At 38.7% G+C, this 18,143-nt stretch carries 10 protein-coding genes; all 10 read right to left on the minus strand.

Features of this window, described 5'->3' with window-relative positions; genetic code table 11:
- Window positions 1-10: 10 nt before the first annotated feature.
- Entirely contained in the window at window positions 11-1,924 is a 1,914-nt protein-coding gene (gene uup, locus AAEY68_RS07890) for an ATP-binding cassette ATPase Uup (protein WP_024592571.1), read from the minus strand.
- Between the two features lie 15 nt (window positions 1,925-1,939).
- Window positions 1,940-2,179, minus strand: coding sequence for a glutaredoxin family protein (locus AAEY68_RS07895; protein WP_024592570.1), 240 nt, complete (start codon window positions 2,177-2,179; stop codon window positions 1,940-1,942).
- Window positions 2,172-4,289 (minus strand): bifunctional 23S rRNA (guanine(2069)-N(7))-methyltransferase RlmK/23S rRNA (guanine(2445)-N(2))-methyltransferase RlmL, encoded by a 2,118-nt coding sequence (gene rlmKL, locus AAEY68_RS07900; protein WP_170070828.1) that lies wholly within the window; start codon window positions 4,287-4,289, stop codon window positions 2,172-2,174. The genes AAEY68_RS07895 and rlmKL overlap by 8 nt, the downstream gene beginning before the upstream one ends.
- A gap of 91 nt (window positions 4,290-4,380) precedes the next feature.
- Window positions 4,381-4,911: a cell division protein ZapC gene (locus AAEY68_RS07905; RefSeq protein WP_007586900.1), complete on the minus strand. Its 531-nt coding sequence runs from the start codon at window positions 4,909-4,911 to the stop codon at window positions 4,381-4,383.
- A 117-nt stretch (window positions 4,912-5,028) separates the two neighbouring features.
- A complete protein-coding gene (pyrD, locus tag AAEY68_RS07910; protein WP_010552659.1) occupies window positions 5,029-6,039 on the minus strand; it encodes a quinone-dependent dihydroorotate dehydrogenase in 1,011 nt (336 codons plus the stop codon).
- Window positions 6,040-6,159: 120 nt separating this feature from the next.
- Window positions 6,160-11,001, minus strand: a complete 4,842-nt coding sequence (locus AAEY68_RS07915; RefSeq protein ID WP_024592568.1) for an NAD-glutamate dehydrogenase — start codon at window positions 10,999-11,001, stop codon at window positions 6,160-6,162.
- Window positions 11,002-11,209: 208 nt separating this feature from the next.
- A complete protein-coding gene (locus AAEY68_RS07920) occupies window positions 11,210-13,531 on the minus strand; it encodes an efflux RND transporter permease subunit (RefSeq protein ID WP_007586903.1) in 2,322 nt (773 codons plus the stop codon).
- Window positions 13,531-14,526 (minus strand): WD40/YVTN/BNR-like repeat-containing protein, encoded by a 996-nt coding sequence (locus tag AAEY68_RS07925; protein ID WP_007586906.1) that lies wholly within the window; start codon window positions 14,524-14,526, stop codon window positions 13,531-13,533. Before AAEY68_RS07925 ends, AAEY68_RS07920 begins: the two co-directional genes overlap by 1 nt.
- A gap of 126 nt (window positions 14,527-14,652) precedes the next feature.
- Window positions 14,653-16,017: a DUF1329 domain-containing protein gene (locus AAEY68_RS07930; protein WP_024592567.1), complete on the minus strand. Its 1,365-nt coding sequence runs from the start codon at window positions 16,015-16,017 to the stop codon at window positions 14,653-14,655.
- 13 nt (window positions 16,018-16,030) lie between these two features.
- Window positions 16,031-18,130 carry a DUF1302 domain-containing protein gene (locus AAEY68_RS07935; protein ID WP_024592566.1) on the minus strand — a complete coding sequence of 700 codons (2,100 nt, stop codon included), beginning with the start codon at window positions 18,128-18,130 and terminating at the stop codon, window positions 16,031-16,033.
- Between the last annotated feature and the right edge of the window lie 13 nt (window positions 18,131-18,143).

Consider the following 18,143-nt stretch of genomic DNA (forward strand, 5'->3'; position numbering starts at 1 on the left):
TTAGTCCTTACTACTGATTCTGTAATTCTTCAAGTTCTTCCCAGCGCTCAAGCGCAGCTTCAAGGTCAGACTCAAGTTGTGCCAAATGGTTCAATGCTTTAGTTGTTACATCACTCTCTTGTTTAAAAAAGTCTGAGTCACTAACTACAGCTTGTTGAGCTTCAATTTCAGCTTCTAGTTTTTCCATTTTATTCGGTAGTTGCTCTAATTCAAGTTTTAATTTGTAAGAGAGTTTATTTGTCTTAGCTGCAGGTTTAGCAACTGGAGCGACTACTTTTTCAACTTTTTTTACTGGTTGTTGTTGCGTTTTTTTTTCTTGTTCAGCTAAATAGTTAACGTAAGCCTCATAGTCGCTATAGCCACCTACAATATCTGTAACTTTACCGTTACCTTCAAACGCCCATACACTTGAACAAGTATTATCAATAAATTCACGGTCATGGCTTACAATCAGCACTGTACCTTGGTATTGATTAATGATGTCCTCTAGTAACTCTAACGTTTCAATGTCTAAGTCATTTGTTGGCTCATCGAGAACAAGGATATTAGACGGTTTTAAAAACAATTTAGCTAATAGTAATCTGTTTTTTTCACCACCAGAGAGTGCTTTAACAGGAGTTCGAGCACGTGCTGGCGGGAATAAGAAGTCTTGTAAATAACCTAAAACATGACGTGAGCGTCCGCCCATCATCACTTCTTGTTTACCTTCGGCGACGTTATCTTGAACTGTTGCTTCTTCATCAAGTTTTTCACGATATTGGTCAAAGTAAGCAAATTCTAAATTAACACCTTGCTTAGTTATGCCGCTATCAGGTGCTAAATTACCAAACATTAGTTTTAACAGTGTGGTTTTACCAATACCATTTGGACCTACAAGGCCTATTCTGTCACCACGCATTACCAGCGTAGAAAAATCATCAGCAATAACTTTGTCTTTAAATGCATGACAAAGATGTTGAGCTTCAAATACTAACTTACCAGAGCGATCTGCTGTTTCAATATTGAAATCAGTTTTACCAACTTGGTCAACACGTTGCTTACGCTCTGTACGAAGCTGTTTTAACTCACGAACTCGACCTTCATTACGGGTTCTTCGCGCTTTAACACCTTGGCGGATCCACGTTTCTTCTTCGGCTAAACGCTTATCGAACAATGCATTTTGGCTTTCTTCTACTTTTAAATCATGGGCTTTTTGCTCTAAGTACGTAGCGTAATCACCAGGATACGAAATAAGCTTACCACGGTCTAAATCTAAAATACGCGTAGCAACAGCACGAATAAACGCACGGTCATGCGATATAAATACGATTCCGCCTTTAAACTCTTTTAAAAATTGCTCAAGCCACATAACACTTGCCATGTCTAAATGGTTTGTAGGCTCATCAAGCAATAATAAATCAGGCTCACTAACAAGTGCACGTGCAAGTGCTACTTTACGTAACCAACCACCAGAAAGAGACTCAAGTTTAGCCTCTGGCGTTAATTCTAATTGTGTCAAAACTAATTGAATTCGGCTATCAAAGCGCCAGCCATCAGCCGCCTCTAGTTGATTTGATAAACGTTCAAGTTTGTTTAATAACTTATCGTTACACTCTGTTTGAAGCTCATTACTTACATGATGAAAATCAATGAGTAAGTTTGCAATCTCAGGCATACCTTGCGCAACATAATCAAATACAGTGCCATTTGCGCCTTTTGGTGGATCTTGTTCTAAACGAGAAATTCTAATCCCGCCTAGCTGATTTATTTCACCATCATCTAAAACAACTTCGCCATCAAGCACTTTTAATAGAGTTGACTTACCCGCGCCATTTCGACCAACAACACACACTCTTTCGCCACTTTCTATAACGGCATCTGCTTTGTTAAGCAAAGCATGTGTACCAAAAGCAAGCTGTGCTTTTAAAATTCTAATTAAATCCATAGTTCTTATTTGCTCTTATTCTGCTTGTGCTAAAAATTCGCGCACAGTGTGTAAAGTAAAAGGCCAAAATAATTGCTCGCCTTTTTCACTTTTTAATACAGGAATAGTAATTTGATACTCAGCTATAAGCTGCTCATCAGTCATAATATCGATTAGTAATAACTCACTCGTATTACCAAGTACCTCAGTGATAAGTTGCTCAGCTTGCTCGCACAAGTGGCAACCATCAGTGTGGTATAAAACCCATTTAGCCATGCGTGATTAGCCAGCTATTATGGATTTTTTTATTACGTTTAAAGTCTGGTGATAACGTTTTATCTGAAATATTAACGGCTTTTAAACCTAGACCAATCAGGCCAACTTCATCTATTACAAAGCCACGTTTGTTATTAGAGAAAATTAAGGTACCTGATGGGCTTAAAATCTTTTTAACCCACGTTAATAATTTAATGTGATCGCTCTGCACATCGAATGCATCTTTCATACGTTTTGAGTTTGAAAACGTTGGAGGATCTAAAAATATCAGATCATATTGCGCCGTTGCGTGCTCTAACCATTTTAAACAATCTGCTTGTTCAAAGCGGTATCGTGTATTACTAATACCATTTAAATCAAAGTTATCTTGGCCCCATTTTAAGTAGGTCTTTGATAAATCGACTGTAGTAATGGCTTTAGCACCACCAAGAGCAGCATGTACAGAAGCTGTACCTGTATATGCAAAAAGGTTTAAGAAACGTTTATCTTTAGCATTTTCTTGAATATAACGGCGCATTAAGCGATGGTCTAAAAACAAGCCTGTGTCTAAGTAGTCAAATAAATTAACTTTGAACTTAGCACCAAACTCTTCAACAACCATAGTACGGTTTTGTTTAGACATAGCGGTGTATTGATCTTCGCCCTTCTGCTTTTTACGTACTTTTACAGCAATGTTTTCAGGTGAAATCTCAAGCTGTTGAGCCGTTAAACTTATTACATCTTGCAGGCGTTTTTCTGATGTTTTTTCGTCTATTTCTTTAGGCGCTGCATATTCAAAAATTACAGCAGAGTCACCGTAAATATCTACAGCAACATTGTATTCAGGAATATCCGCTTCATAGACGCGATAAGCGTCTATTTTATTTTGTTTAAGCCAGTTTTTTAAGCCTTGCTTATTTTTTTTCAATCTATTTGCGAATGACGTTGAGCCTTCAAAATTGAGTGCTTTTTTATCATCTGTAGTCAAGCTTACTTGCTTATCATCTAGTTGATATAAGTTAAGCTCAACATCTAATGGGCCATTTTTAAATTTATAGCGCTTAAGACGCACAAGTTTTAAAAGTTTAAATAAGCTCTCGTCCATACCAAGTAGGGCAAGTTTCCAGTGATTAAAGTGCTTTTTAAAGCCAACACCTAAATTACGGTGTAAATCAACAAGCTCAGCCATAGAGCCAATACGCTCACCATACGGTAAGTTTGAAATTACAACACCCGGTAATTTTGCAACAGCTGTAAGTTTAGTTGCATCACTTTGCTTAAACTTAATCACGTCGTCAAGCTCTGCACGTTTAGCATTATCAATCGCTTTACTTAATACTTGCTCATCGTAATCGTGGCCAATTAACCACAATTTAGGATCGGTGATATTAGCGAGTAACTCTTCTTTAAGCTCTTTAAACTTAGCGGCTCTAAAACTGGGTAAACGCTCAAAAGCAAAACCTTCACGGAATAATCCTGGCGCTTCGTTTCGCGCCATACCGGCAGCTTCTATCAAAATAGTACCCGCACCACAACATGGATCGAATAAAGGCTGTTTTACATTTTCAAGCCAGCCACTTCGCTTAATTAATGCAGCAGCTAAGTGCTCTTTAATTGGCGCTTTACCTTGGCCTTGGCGGTAACCACGTTCTGACAAACGAGGACCTGAATAGTCAATATACATCGATACGCCGTAACGATTTAATCGTGCAACTACGCGCACGTTAGCATCTTGCTTATCAACGTTAGGACGTTGCTCGTATAAATCATTAAAATAGTCAACAATTGCATCTTTGATTACAAGACCCGAAAATTGCGTGTTTTTTAATGAGTCATTGGTACCATTGAAGTCGACAGCGAATGTTTGCGTAGGCCCAAACCATTCTTGCCAAGGTTGCGAGCGCGCAAAATTATACAGGCTATTTTTGTCATCTACGCCTTCTTTTTCTTCAATAAGCATAAGCACACGCGTTGCAAAACGAGTTGATAAACAAACCTTTTGCGCAAGTAATGAGTCAGCCTCAAAACGAACAGAACCAACAGTTTGCTTAGACACGGTTGCGCCAAGTTCTGTTAGTTCATCAACCAATAAATTTTCGATTCCGATAGAAGTAAGTGCGATAAATTGCAAAGTAATAACCCTTAATAGCTAATTGCGCAGGATTATAACATAGGTTGGGCGACAAACACGCCATAAAGACACGCTTAAGACTTAAATTTGGTTAGGCGGTTTGACTTTGATATTGCTGATTTAGGATGGGGTGGACTCGATTATTCAAAATACGGATTACCTCAAATTGCGCTAAAGATAAGTTTTCGTCTAATTTAAAGGTTTCACTTAAATTCAAACAAATAGATGCATCAGGACAATGCTCTACAATTAAAAAATCACCTGACTGCGCTTTAGATGTTAATTTTACTATTGCCTCTACGCTTGGTTCTGTCCCTGTGTATTCTTCAAAAAACCAACTTTTTGCTAAAACGGGTTTTAAGTGATACTTAACAGCAGTCGCATTTAATGATATTTGACAAATTTGTGCCGCAGACCACAATTCAAATCCATCCAGATAATTATAAACTTGTTCGTAAAATGCAGCATCTTCGAGACTAAAACGTGGATTTTTAAAAACAGAATCGGTGAGCTGTCTTAATTTATAAGGCGTGCATAGTTGCATGTCGTCATTTAAATCAAGTAACAAACGATTTTTATCAGGACAAGTAATCCACTGCCATTGCTTTGATGCTTGTAACATTTACTCCTCCTTGGGTATGTTGAATAATTATTGCTCAGAGTATAACCGCTTTTGACCACTTTTAAAATGTTTGCTTAGAACATTTAGCTAACGATCAAAAGCTTAGATAACTGATCCTTATAAGCCGTTAACGATCGACTTTACCAATTGTGGACCTTTGTAGATGAACCCAGTATAAACCTGAACTAAATTTGCGCCTGCATCTAACTTTTCTTTTGCAGATGTAGCATCATCAATACCGCCGACTCCGATGATTGGTAGCTTACCTTGTGTTAAGCGTTTTAGTTCACTTACTACCTCTGTAGAGCGCATTCTAACAGGGTGACCTGATAAACCGCCCGCCTCTTGTGCATATTGCTGCCCCATGACTGCGGCTCGTTCAAGCGTTGTGTTTGTGGCAATTACACCATCAATTTTATTATTTAAAAGTGACTCACTTACTTGCTCTATTTGTATTTGATCGAGATCCGGTGCAATTTTTACAAGCATAGGAACTTGCTTATTATGCTTTGCAATTAAATCTAACTGTTCATTTTTAAGACTTTGCAATAAATCGTCAAGTGCAGCACCATATTGTAAATCACGAAGCCCTGGGGTATTTGGTGATGAAATATTTACCGTAATGTATGAGGCATGCTCAAATACTTTACGCATACAATGAATATAGTCATCTTTACCTTGCTCGTTAGGTGTATCTTTATTTTTACCAATATTGATACCGAGTATGCCACTGTACTTTGCTGCTTTTACATTTTCGACTAAATTATCAACACCTTTATTATTAAAACCCATACGGTTAATAATTGCGTTTGACTCTGGAAGTCTAAAAATACGTGGCTTGTCATTACCAACTTGAGGACGCGGTGTAACCGTTCCAACTTCAATAAAACCAAATCCCATTTGACTAAATGCATCTATACATTCTGCATTTTTATCCAGGCCAGCGGCAAGCCCTACTGGATTTTTAAATTCAAGACCTAAAAAGTTTACGGGTTTATCTGAAACACTTTGTGACCAAGCTATATTTAGAGGCGTATTAGCAAAACGACGAAGATTATTAAGTGCAAACTCATGCGCCCACTCCGCATCACGGGTAAACATAAAACGGCGAGCTAAATCATAAAACATCAATATAATCCTCTTTTTAAATTTCAGACAAAAAAATACCTCAGACAAGGCTGAGGTATTGTATAACAATTTTAACAATCAGTTATTTATTTACTAAACAAATAACTGATTAAAGCTAAATTATTTTCCTGATGTATCACAGTTGTGACTTAATAACATAAGTTCACGAAGTGCAACTGAGAACTTAGCAAAGTCGTGGCTTTGTGATGTTTTAAACTCAGCCAACATTTGTTTCCAACGCTGAAGTAATAAATCTTGGCTATCCATCCACTCATCTATTTGACTATCAACATCGCTCTCGTCACCTTCAAAGCTATTTAGCACCACTTCAGATAACGTACGTTGCTGCCAATCAAGCTCTTCACGGTAAGATGAACGAGCAAGTGCTTGCCAATGATTTGCTACTGGTTGCTTAGTTATTTGCTCTAAGAACCAATGCAGACCCATTCTCGCGCCTAGTTTAAAGTAAGTATTCGATACCATCGAAATACTCTTACCTGAATTATTAGCAACCTCAGCTAAATCCATCACAGAGAATAAGCTTGATAACGAAACAATACGCTTAGCTATATCTGCAGGAACGCCGGCATCAATTAACTTATTAGCTTCAATTACAATACGATCATTTTCTTTTTCAATCATGTACGAATTTAAATTATCGCTTAAATCTTTAAATGTTGGCGCAAAGAATTCAATTCCTTGTTCAATCGTTTGTGACTTATTACGATGACGTAAGAACCAGCGCGTAGTACGGCGAACAGTACGACGAAGTTGGTAAAGCATTTCAGTTTGTACCGCTGCTGGTATTTTATTATCCAGTGCGCTGATAGAAGACCATGTATCGCGCATTTCAAATATTTCGCTAGCAATTGAGTAACACATTGCAATTTCAGCTTCGTTGGCACCGGTTTCTTCATGCATACGTACCATGAAGTTTAAACCCATATCATTAACAATGCTGTTAGCGAGCTTAGTAGCGATAATTTCTTTGCGTAATGGGTGATTATCCATCGCATCGTTAAACTTCTCACGTAATGGACGTGGGAACGATTTAACTAATAACTGACGGTAGTAAGGATTCTCAGTAATTTCATCACTGACTAAAGACTCTTTCAATACCATTTTAGCGTATGAAACAAGCACTGAAAGCTCAGGGCGAGTTAAGTCTTTACCCGCTGCTGCGCGCTCTGCCAACTCTTCATCACTTGGAATGAACTCGATAGCACGGTTCAATTTACCATCTTTTTCAAGAGCATGGATGAAACGAATCTTCTCTTTAAGCGTTGAAGTGCCCTTAGATTGCGTAATTGAAATAGTATGTGTTTGACGGTAACAGTCCTTTAATACTAATTGAGATACTTCATCAGTCATTGAGTAAAGTAGCTCATCACGTTGCTTACGCGTTAAATCACCTTCAGCTACTAGGCCATTAAGTAAAATCTTTATATTTACTTCGTTATCTGAACACGCAACACCACCAACATTATCAATAAAGTCCGTGTTTACGCGCCCGCCTTTAGCTGCAAATTCAATTCTGCCAAGTTGAGTAGTACCTAAGTTACCCCCCTCACCTAAAACTTTAGCGCCTAAATCTCTACCATTAATACGTAACGCATCGTTTGCACGGTCCCCTACATCGGCATCAGTTTCTTTAGAGTTTTTGATATACGTTCCGATACCGCCATTCCACAGTAAATCAAACTCCATCATTAACGATGCTTTTATTAATTCGTTTGGCGTCATACTCGCTTTTTTAGTGCCCAACATTTTTTTCATTTCAGGGCTAAGCGTAATTGATTTAGCTGCACGAGAGAAAACACCACCACCGGCAGAAATTAACTCTTTGTTATAATCATCCCACGATGAACGCGGCATATTGAATAAACGTTCGCGCTCAGGGTAAGAAGTAGCAGCATCTGGGTTTGGATCAACAAAAATGTGCATATGGTTAAAGGCAACTTGTAAACGAATATGCTTAGATAACAACATACCATTACCAAATACGTCACCCGCCATATCGCCAATTGCCACTGCTGTAAAGTCAGTCGTTTGACAATCGATGTCCATTTCACGGAAATGACGTTTAACTGATTCCCATGCACCTTTAGCTGTAATACCCATTTTCTTGTGATCGTAACCAACCGAGCCACCTGATGCGAATGCATCACCTAACCAGAAATTGTATTCATTAGCTATGCCGTTTGCGATATCAGAGAAAGTCGCGGTTCCTTTATCGGCAGCAACTACTAAGTAAGCATCATCTTCATCGTGGCGAACAACATCACGAGCTGGCACTACTTCACCGCGCTCTATGTTATCTGTAATATCTAGAAGACCACGGATAAAGATTTTGTAACACTCTTGGCCTTCTTTGATAAACGCTTCGCGCTCACTAGGTAGTTGTTTACATACAAAACCACCTTTAGAACCAACAGGTACAATTACTGTATTTTTAACTTGTTGTGCTTTAACTAGGCCAAGTACTTCAGTACGGAAATCTTCACGACGGTCAGACCAACGCAGACCACCACGCGCTACTTTACCGTAACGTAAATGCACACCTTCAACGCGCGGAGAGTATACAAAAATCTCAAACGCAGGAAGAGGAAGCGGTACGTCAGGAATTAAGCTAGGGCGTATTTTAAACGATATATACGCTTTAAACTGACCTGCATCATCTTTTTGGAAATAGTTAGTACGTAGCGTAGCAACAATCATATCTACGTATAAACGTATAATGCGGTCATCATCAAGGTTTGCTACATTTTCAAGTTCTAAGTAAATTTGCGTACTTAACTTTTCAAGTGTTTTAGCACTTGCTGGGCTCTTAACTGAGAACTTTTTAGCAAATAAATTAACAATTTGCGCAGCAATGTTTGGATAATTTGCAAATGTACTTTCTATGTAACTTTGTGAGAACGTTACACCAATTTGACGCATGTACTTAGCGTAAGCACGTAAAATAGAGGCTTCGCGGCCAGTTAGGCCACCCATTAACACTAAACGGTTAAAACCATCATTTTCAAGGCGGTTGCCCCAAACATTTGTTAATGCAGCTCGAAAACGCGCTGAAATTTTATCAAAGTCTGCCATCCCTTTGCTGTCAATAAGCATCGAGAAGTCCATGATCCAGTTAATACGACCATCGCTAGTTTTAACTGAATATGGTGTTTCACCAACAACGCGCAGACCAAAGTTTTCAAGCATTGGCATAACATCAGATAAGTGAATTGGCTCATCTTTATGGAATAAGCTTAATCGTACAATATTACTGTTTGCTTCTTCTTGAGGACGGTAGAACAGCATTTCTAGCTTGTTTTCATCGCTAAGTAGTTCTAACTTTTCGATATCAACAACCGCTGCACTTGGAAGCACTTCGTCTTTGTATGAGCGTGCAAACGCATTACAGTATTTACGATTTAAATCGTTACCACGTGCTTCACCCGCAGACTCTAAAAGTGCAGATTGAAGTTTATCTTCCCACGTACGTGCAGCTTCTACTAAATTGTTTTCGATGTCTTTCACGTTATATTCGATCTTGTTGTCGGTCACACGAACGGTGTAATGAGTACGCGCCAGTGTTGACTCAGAGAAATAAGTAGTAAATTCGACTTTATCGTCAGAATTAAATGCATTAGCTAATATATCTTGCGTTTCACGACGAAGAGCCGTGTTATAGCGTTCGCGAGGAACATAAACCATGCAAGATAAAAAGCGACCATACGCATCTTTACGTACAAACAAGCGACACATATCGCGCTCTTGTACTTGTAAAACACCCATAGCAACTTCAAGTAGCTCACTTTCGCGCGCTTGAACTAGCTCATCACGTGGGTAGGTTTCTAAAATATTTAAAACAGCTTTGTAAGCGTGTGTACCTTTAGCAAAATCACACATTTCCATAATGCGGTTGATTTTACTTTTTAAAACAGGCACATCAGTAGCACTGTTATTGTAAAAGCTTGATGAGAACAAACCAATAAAGCGGTCTTCACCAATTACATTGCCTTCATCGTCAAAACGCTTAATACCTACGTAATCAATGTAAGCTGGACGGTGAACGCGAGAAACAGAGTTTGTTTTTGTCAAGATCAGTAGATTGCTGCTGCGTGCTTCTTGGCGAGCAACTTCTGGTAATTCTGATAATAATCGTGTGTGTTCTTCAGTCGAGTTTTTCATCAAGCCAAGGCTTGATTCCATTTTACCTTTTAATTGGTAATCACCTTGAACTGGGCTTAGCTCATATTCACGGTAACCCATTAGAGTAAAGTTATCTTTCGCTAACCAATCTAAAAACTCAGTTGTTTCTGAAACTTCTTCTGTCGTTTTATTATGATGACGTTTAGGTAACTCTTTGGTTACTGCAATCAATTTTTTACGAATTGGCTGCCAATCATCAACAGCAACTGATACATCAACAAGAACCGACTCTAACTCTTTCTTGAAAGACTCAATCACAGAAGAATCTGTTTGACGGTCAATTTCAATAAAAAATACTGTTTTAGTAGATGAGGATTCTTGCTCTGCTTTTAAATTTGATAATCCAGAAATTTTAGCGTTTTCATCGCGCTTAATTTTTAATGGGCAGTGAAGTAATAAGTGAGAGGCGATATTTTCACGAGTCATGGCCATACGAACAGAATCAACTAAAAACGGCATGTCTTTAGTAATAATCTCTACGATTGTATGTGATGACTGCCAGCCATCTTTTGCCACTTCAGGGTTGAAAACGCGGATAACAGCGTCGTCGGTAGTATTTTTTTCTAGCGAGTTCCAAAGGCTTAATGCTGCGCCATATAGGTCACTATCGTTGCGGTTTGCCAAATCCTCTTTAGACATATTGCTGTACAAGGCTTTGGCGAATTTCTCAACGAGTAACACATTATCAGCGCGAACTTTTTTCTGGATCAGCTTACAGACATTATCTAGGATAACCGAGGCTTGGCCTTCATTTCGTGTCATTGTATGTTCCTTAATCTATTACTGCTCAGGAGCAGGAATTTGTACAGCTATTCATTAGCGTGGAGTCAACCAAATTCTAACCCTTTTACAGTTAATAAACAGCCCTTTCGATGAAAACATTTTAACCATTTCAGCTATTTGGTCATCTATTCACAAATTGTAGATATAAATGGCCTTTACAGGCCATTTAGGAGCAAAATTATTCACATTATTTTTTCTGGTCGGTCCAGAGAAGGCTACCAATAGCGGGTAATAACAACACTGCACCTAACATATTTACTAAAAACATGAAGGTTAACAGTATACCCATATCAACTTGGAATTTAAGATCTGAGAATATCCACGTACTCACACCAATCGCAAGTGTAATACCGGTAAATAGAACCGCACTGCCACGTTCAACAAGCGCATTTCGATAAGCAACACTTAATGGTACATTTTGCTTAAGCTGCCCCATCATCGACGACAGTATATAAATGCCGTAATCGACCCCAATACCTACACCTAGAGCAATAACTGGCAAAGTAGAAACGGTTAAGCCTATTTCTAATTGCACCATAAGTGCTTGTGCAAGTGTTGATACGATATAAAGCGGCAATACCACAGCAATCGTTGCTTTTACGCTTCTAAAGCTCATTAAACATAAGATGATAACGGCACCATAAACATAAAGCATCATTGGTATTTGCGCTTCTGCAACTGACTCATTAGTCGCGGCCATTACACCAACAGGTCCTGACGCTAATTTAAATGCTAATTTATCAGTGCCCTCTTCTTGCGCAAATTGCTTAACACTCTTAATTACAGTATCGATAGTTTGTGCTTTATGATCATCTAAAAATATAATCACTGGCATAACTGAACAATCACCGTTAAGTAAACCTGTACTAGTTTCAACTCGAGACGTTGACTGCACTAAACTTGCTGAATTTCGTGGCAAGCTTTGCCATTTCAAATTACCTTCGTTGTAGCCTGCGTTAACCGATTGAGCTACAGAGCTCAAACTTACAGCAGACTGCACACCTGCTACATTCTCTACTTTGTATTGAAAACGGCTTATACGCTCCATCACATCATGCTCAGTACATGCTGCAGGATACGCTTCTACAATTACCTTTAAGATATCAGACGAGATAGTGTACTTGTCTGATATTAAAAACGTGTCTTGATTATAACGGGCATCTTGATGCAGTGATGGCGCGCCTGCATGTAAGTCACCTATACGCATTTTATCTGCTTGCCAGTAACCTAAAGCAAATAGAACAAGGGTAAAACCAATAATCATTTTAGCTACTTTAGGATCAGTCGCTTTAACAAGTAAGTCGCGGATTTTATCGAGCATGTTTGGTTTTGCTGCATCACCAGATTGAATATGTACACTGTTTTCAAAGTTCATGTACGAAGCCCAAACTGGCAATAAGATTAAATTAGTAAATATAATTACTGCTACACCTAAACTCGCTGTAATGGCAAGTTCACGGATAATACCAATATCGATGGTAAGTAATGTTAAGAAGCCTACGGTGTCTGAAAGCAGTGCAATACCGCCTGGCACTAATAAAGCCCTAAAACTTGACTGACAACAAATACGTGTTGTTTTACCTTCACCTACTTTTTTACCAATCGCATTTATCATCTGCACACCATGGCTTACACCAATAGCAAATACTAAAAACGGTACCAAAATAGACATAGGATCAAGGCCAAAACCTAAACTTGAAAGCAGGCCTAATTGCCAAATAACAGCAATAATGGAACATGCGATAGGCAAAATAGTTAGCTTTAAACTGCCACAAAATAGCCAGACCATAATAAAGGTAAAAGCGATAGCAATGGCAAAAAATACAACCACCCCTTTTGCACCTTCAGCTATATCACCAGCCATTTTTGCAAAGCCAATAATATGAATACTTACTTTGTCCGTACTTAAAGGTTCTCTTAAATCACTTTCTAGCTTTTGTGCAAAAGCTAATGTGTCTAATTTTTGTTGTGTTTGAGGATCAGTTTCTAAAAGTTGAGCAGTTACCATTGCACACGAATAATCGCTGGCAATCATACGTCCTACAACTTTTGCTTTTTCAATATTTTCCTTTACTACACCTAAACCACGCTTATCTGCTTTAAAGTTAGCAGGAATAATTGGACCGCCTGCAAAGCCATCCTCGACTACTTCAACAAAACGAGCACTGGGTGAAAATATTGAGTTAACTAATGGACGATTTACGCCAGGAATGAAATAAAGCTGATCGTGAACCGCTTTTAATTGAGTAAAGAACTCTGGATTAAATATATCACCACTGTCATCACACACTGAAATCAAAATACTGTTTGCACCACCAAACTGCTTTTCATGCTTGGTATACACTTTCATATAATCGTGGTTTAACGGGATATTTTTATTAAACGATGCATCTAATTGAATTTGAGTCGCTTTGAATACAAGTAAACAGGTTATAAGTGCAAAACTTATAAGCATAATTAAGCGATGTCTAAAAATCGCCTTTTCAATAAAATCGAGTAGTTTATGCATTAAGGGGTTAACTCCTTCACTTTAATGCCATCTTCTGTAGCCATGATCAGCCTGTTATCTAAAATTACACCATCAAGAATCGCTTTACCGTCAGCAAGCTGCTCATGGGTGAGTAACCCATCTTGAAGATGAAAAATAACGCCACTGTTGGCAAGCATAAGCCATTGTTTGTTATTATAATTAATGATGTTGTTGATCGTCGCTGTTTTAACATTTTCGAAATGCTGCCACTGCTGTTCACCATTTTGCTTTGCAAAAACATTACCTCGAAGCCCTGCCACAATTTCTTGTGTGCTATCTGATGCAACTGCAAAAAATGAGCCAGGATAAATTTCTTCTATCCTTTGCCAAGTTTGACCATCATCAATGCTTCTGGCCATCAAGCCCATCTCACCAACCAGCATTAAACCATTATCTGTTTTTTCGATTCGATTAAAGTGCGGTAAAATTGAAGCAGTTTCGGCTTCGTATCCTTCGGGGTCATTTTCTTTTAAATCGTTCAAGTAATCACGATCATCACTAAATAATAGCGAATCTAAAAAGCGTTTTTGCCAATGTTTACCACCATCGGTGGTTTGATAAAACATGCCATATGCGCCCACTGCAAAACCTTTTAAATCATCTTCAAATAGAATATCTAAACATGGTTTGTCTAATTTTGGTTGTGCTTGTTGTAGTTGCCAATTAACACCACCGTCAGTAGTATTTATTATTGTTGCATCGTGGCCACACGCCCATCCATTATTTTCATTACTAAAATCAACGGCAGTTAATAGCACTTGAGTTGGGACTAGCTCAGCTTGTTGCCATTTATCACCCGAGATACTTTTAATAACAGTACCGTGTTTACCTACTGCAATTAGACCATTGCCTGTGTTGGTTATGTCGGTGAGTAAGGTTTTAGCTGCATTTGTTGCACTGATTGCATTGTTAGGGGCTTCTTGTGCAACACTCGCACCGCTTATTATCAGGCTGGCATATACCAAATACTTCATAAATTTTAATCGCCTTGTACGAGAGAGTTGTTTGTCTTTTTACTGGGGAAAGCGTTGCGCGCTGTAAGACAAACGCGATGAGAAAGGAAAAGGCACTTAACAAATTGTTAAGTGCCTAGTTTAATACTATCTACCTGCGCGACGTAAAGCGCTTGAAGTAAATTCGTTATCGTTAAATGACTGTGAAAAATCGTACATTTTTTCTTGATTATCTAAACCAATTGCTAAATAACGACGAGAATTCAAATCATGATAAACCTCAAGCGTACTCCACTGTGTAGGTACTTCGTAGTAGTTAAGGCCATAAGCCATTGCTACACGGTAAAGTTGGTCGCGGTTATCATAAATATCAGTAACCTGTACTTGCCAGCTATCTTCATCGATGTAAAACACACGTTTTTTATAGATATGACGTGTATCATCTTTTAAGTTAGCTTCAACAACCCAAACACGGTGTTTTTCGTAACGTGTATGTTCTGGGTTAATATGGCCAGGCATTAAAATATCATCGTACTCTAGCTTATCACTATGAAGTTTATAGCTGTTGTAAGGTATATATAACTCTTGCTTGCCTTTTAGTGTCCAGTTGTAACGATTTGGCGAGCCATTAAACATATCAAAATCATCGGTAGTACGCAGGCTATCTGCAGCTGTGCCTGGTGCATCATATGCAACATTAGGTGCACGACGAACACGACGTTGTCCCGAGTTATAAGTCCATGCTTGGCGCGGCGTTAATATTTGATCCATTGTTTCATGAACTAATAATGCAGTACCCGCTAAACGAGCCGGTTCTGTAACGCTTTGTTTAAACTTAAACAAAATATTTGAGTCTTGCAGCTCTGCTGGTGTTGCACTAGGGTCTGAGTATTTAACTAATAACTGCTCATCAAAGCCAACATAGTTATAAGAACCAGATGCAGTCGGTGCAGCTTGACCACCAAAACGCTCAATAGACTGGCCACGGTAACGTAATAAGTGATTCCAAATTGCCTCTAAACCCGTTTTAGGAATAGGGAAAGGAATACCAATCGCCGTATTTTTAATACCGTTACCGCCTTCGATTAATTCAGCAGTTGGTGCAAACTTTTTAGTCGCATCATATACAAACTGAGGGTAAGACGCAGAACGACGTGTTTCATACACAGGCATTTTAAATGTGTCTGGATATGCTTCAAATAAAGCAATTTGACCCGGACTTAAATTGGCTTTGTACTTTTCAATATTACTTTTATCAATAGTGAAAAGCACTTTATCAGCTGTAAATGGGTCAAGGTGATGCATACCAGCTTCATAACCTGCTGGTGCAGAAGTAATGCCATTATTCCATGCTGGAATAGAGCCATCAGCATTAGCTGCTTTTTCTGCGCCCATTGGCGTTAAGTTTTGACCTAATTGAGCAACTTCATCAGCGTTTAATTTAGCTAAAGCTGCGCTGCTTGCAAACAAGCTACAAAAAGCTGTAGCGATGAGGGTAGGTTTTTTAATCATAATAATGTTACCCCTAAATAGAATATTTTAAGTTAAAAGAAACGTAATCGCGATCCGAGAAAGTATTAATATCGCCGCCGCCCCAAAACGAGTTATAGCTCACATCAAGTGACCACGCATTTTGGTAGTTAAAGTTCATGGTTGCACCTAAAGATTTACGATCTTCAATAAATAAGAACATAGGATCTGGTGTATTACCATTTACGTCATGAGAAAATACAAAACGTGGAGAGAAGTTAATACCTTTGTAAAGGTTAAAATAATCACCTTTAGCAATTAGGCGGTAACCCCAAGAAGATGCTGTGGCGAATGATTTTTCTTCAGCGCCATTTGATAAACCAAGTTGCAATGTTGAATAATCAGTAGTACCTGGGCCTGTAATTGTGCCACTACGGCCAGTACCGGATACATTTAAACGCATTTCGTCATATTCTGGCATGTTATGAATTTTTACAGCACCCACTTCACCAACAACAGCCCAACTATCAGCCCCTAATGAAGGTCCAAATAAATGAGTAGCCGTAAATTGAATTTGAGATGTATCACGTTCAATATAACCCTTGGCAACTTCACCCGCTCCAACAGAGCTTATAGCATCGCCAAAACTCATTTGCGAAATACCCGCAAAATCAGGACGAATACCGGCAAGCGCCAATTGCTCAGGCATAGCTGTATAAAGTAACTCTACGTCATCAATTTGCAGTGGTTCATCTTGACGAAACGCAAACTCACCCGCAAAAGCTGTTTCACCAATAGTGGTGTTAAAGCTTAAACCGTATAGTTTAATATCTTCAGGGTAGTCGTTTTCAGCTTTAGAAAAAGCAGTTAAATCAGCAACATTATCTGACGTAATTTCTGTTGTCATAATCATCGCTAAATCTTGAGCTATTGCTGCCTGCGAAAAGTTTGATACACGACCAGATATAAGCGGACGACGACTGTGGTAGTTCACGTGGTATAACGCAATTTCAGTATCATTAAATTCAGGTAAAAATATACCTAAACGTAAACCGTACTGGCCGCCATCTTCAGGTTCTGTTTTACCATTATCCCCTTTGCCTTTTAATGCAACCTTAGTTGGGTAAGCAAGATACATTTGGGCTAATAAAGCGCTTCCTTCAGCACTTGAAGGATCAATACCTTGAGCAGCTGCTGCTAATGCAAAATCAGATGTTAGGTTATTTAAACTATCCGTTAAAAAAGCAACATCAATATCAGGATTAGACGTAAAGCCTAATTGAACATTCTGCTGATAACCATTTTCTGCTGCAAAGTCATTAGTAGAAAAGTATGTACCTGCTGCTGGTAAACGTGTTTCTTGCCATTGATATTGGTAGAAACCTTCAAGCGTAATATTCTCAGTAATTCCGAGCGATGCCCAAAGCATACCGATTGGTATAAATGCTTCTTTTAGCTCAGCGCCAGGTGCTTTTAATCGATCTATATCAACTGGGTTTACGTTAATACCATGAGATATAAGCGTACTTTCACCCCAGTTAACTACTTGCTGGCCTAAACGGACAGATAAAGGGTTATTACCATCATTTAAATCAAAATCGGCCCATACAAACGCGTCTAATAAACGTATGTCGGCACAACTTTGTGCTTTGGTGTCTTTATCGTCACATGGATCAACACCCTGCCCTGATGTAGGATTTGAATATGCATGATTGCCATCCATCAACGCAAAGTCATAAAAATACATGAAGCGAGTGAACAAACCGTAGTTATCTTTATTTATTGAAAGGTCGTGTGTGCCCTTCAATAGTTTTGAGAAGGAGTCACCACTATCAAAATTTAAATTACCCGCATCACCATTGTTTGAGTAAGAGCCCGGTTGTGCCCATACATCTTGTGATGAGTAAATAGTATTACTTAGCGCTGGGTTGTATCCTGTCCAATCAAATGCTGGGTTATTACTTTTGCCAATTAGGTTAAAGTCTCTGTCTTCTACGCGAACACTTTGCCCATATGAAAAGGTTGAATCGAAGGTAATATCAAAACCTCCAGCTTCAAATGTTACAGCTTGAGTACTTGCTGCAGATAAACCTAAACTAGCGGCTGCTAAACCTATAGCGATTCTATTTTTAACAAAAAGCGATCTTCTTATCATTTTGGTTCCCCCC

It is taken from the genome of Pseudoalteromonas sp. RB2-MNA-CIBAN-0110, from assembly GCF_040309305.1.
In the GTDB taxonomy this organism is placed as follows: Bacteria; Pseudomonadota; Gammaproteobacteria; order Enterobacterales; family Alteromonadaceae; genus Pseudoalteromonas; species Pseudoalteromonas arctica.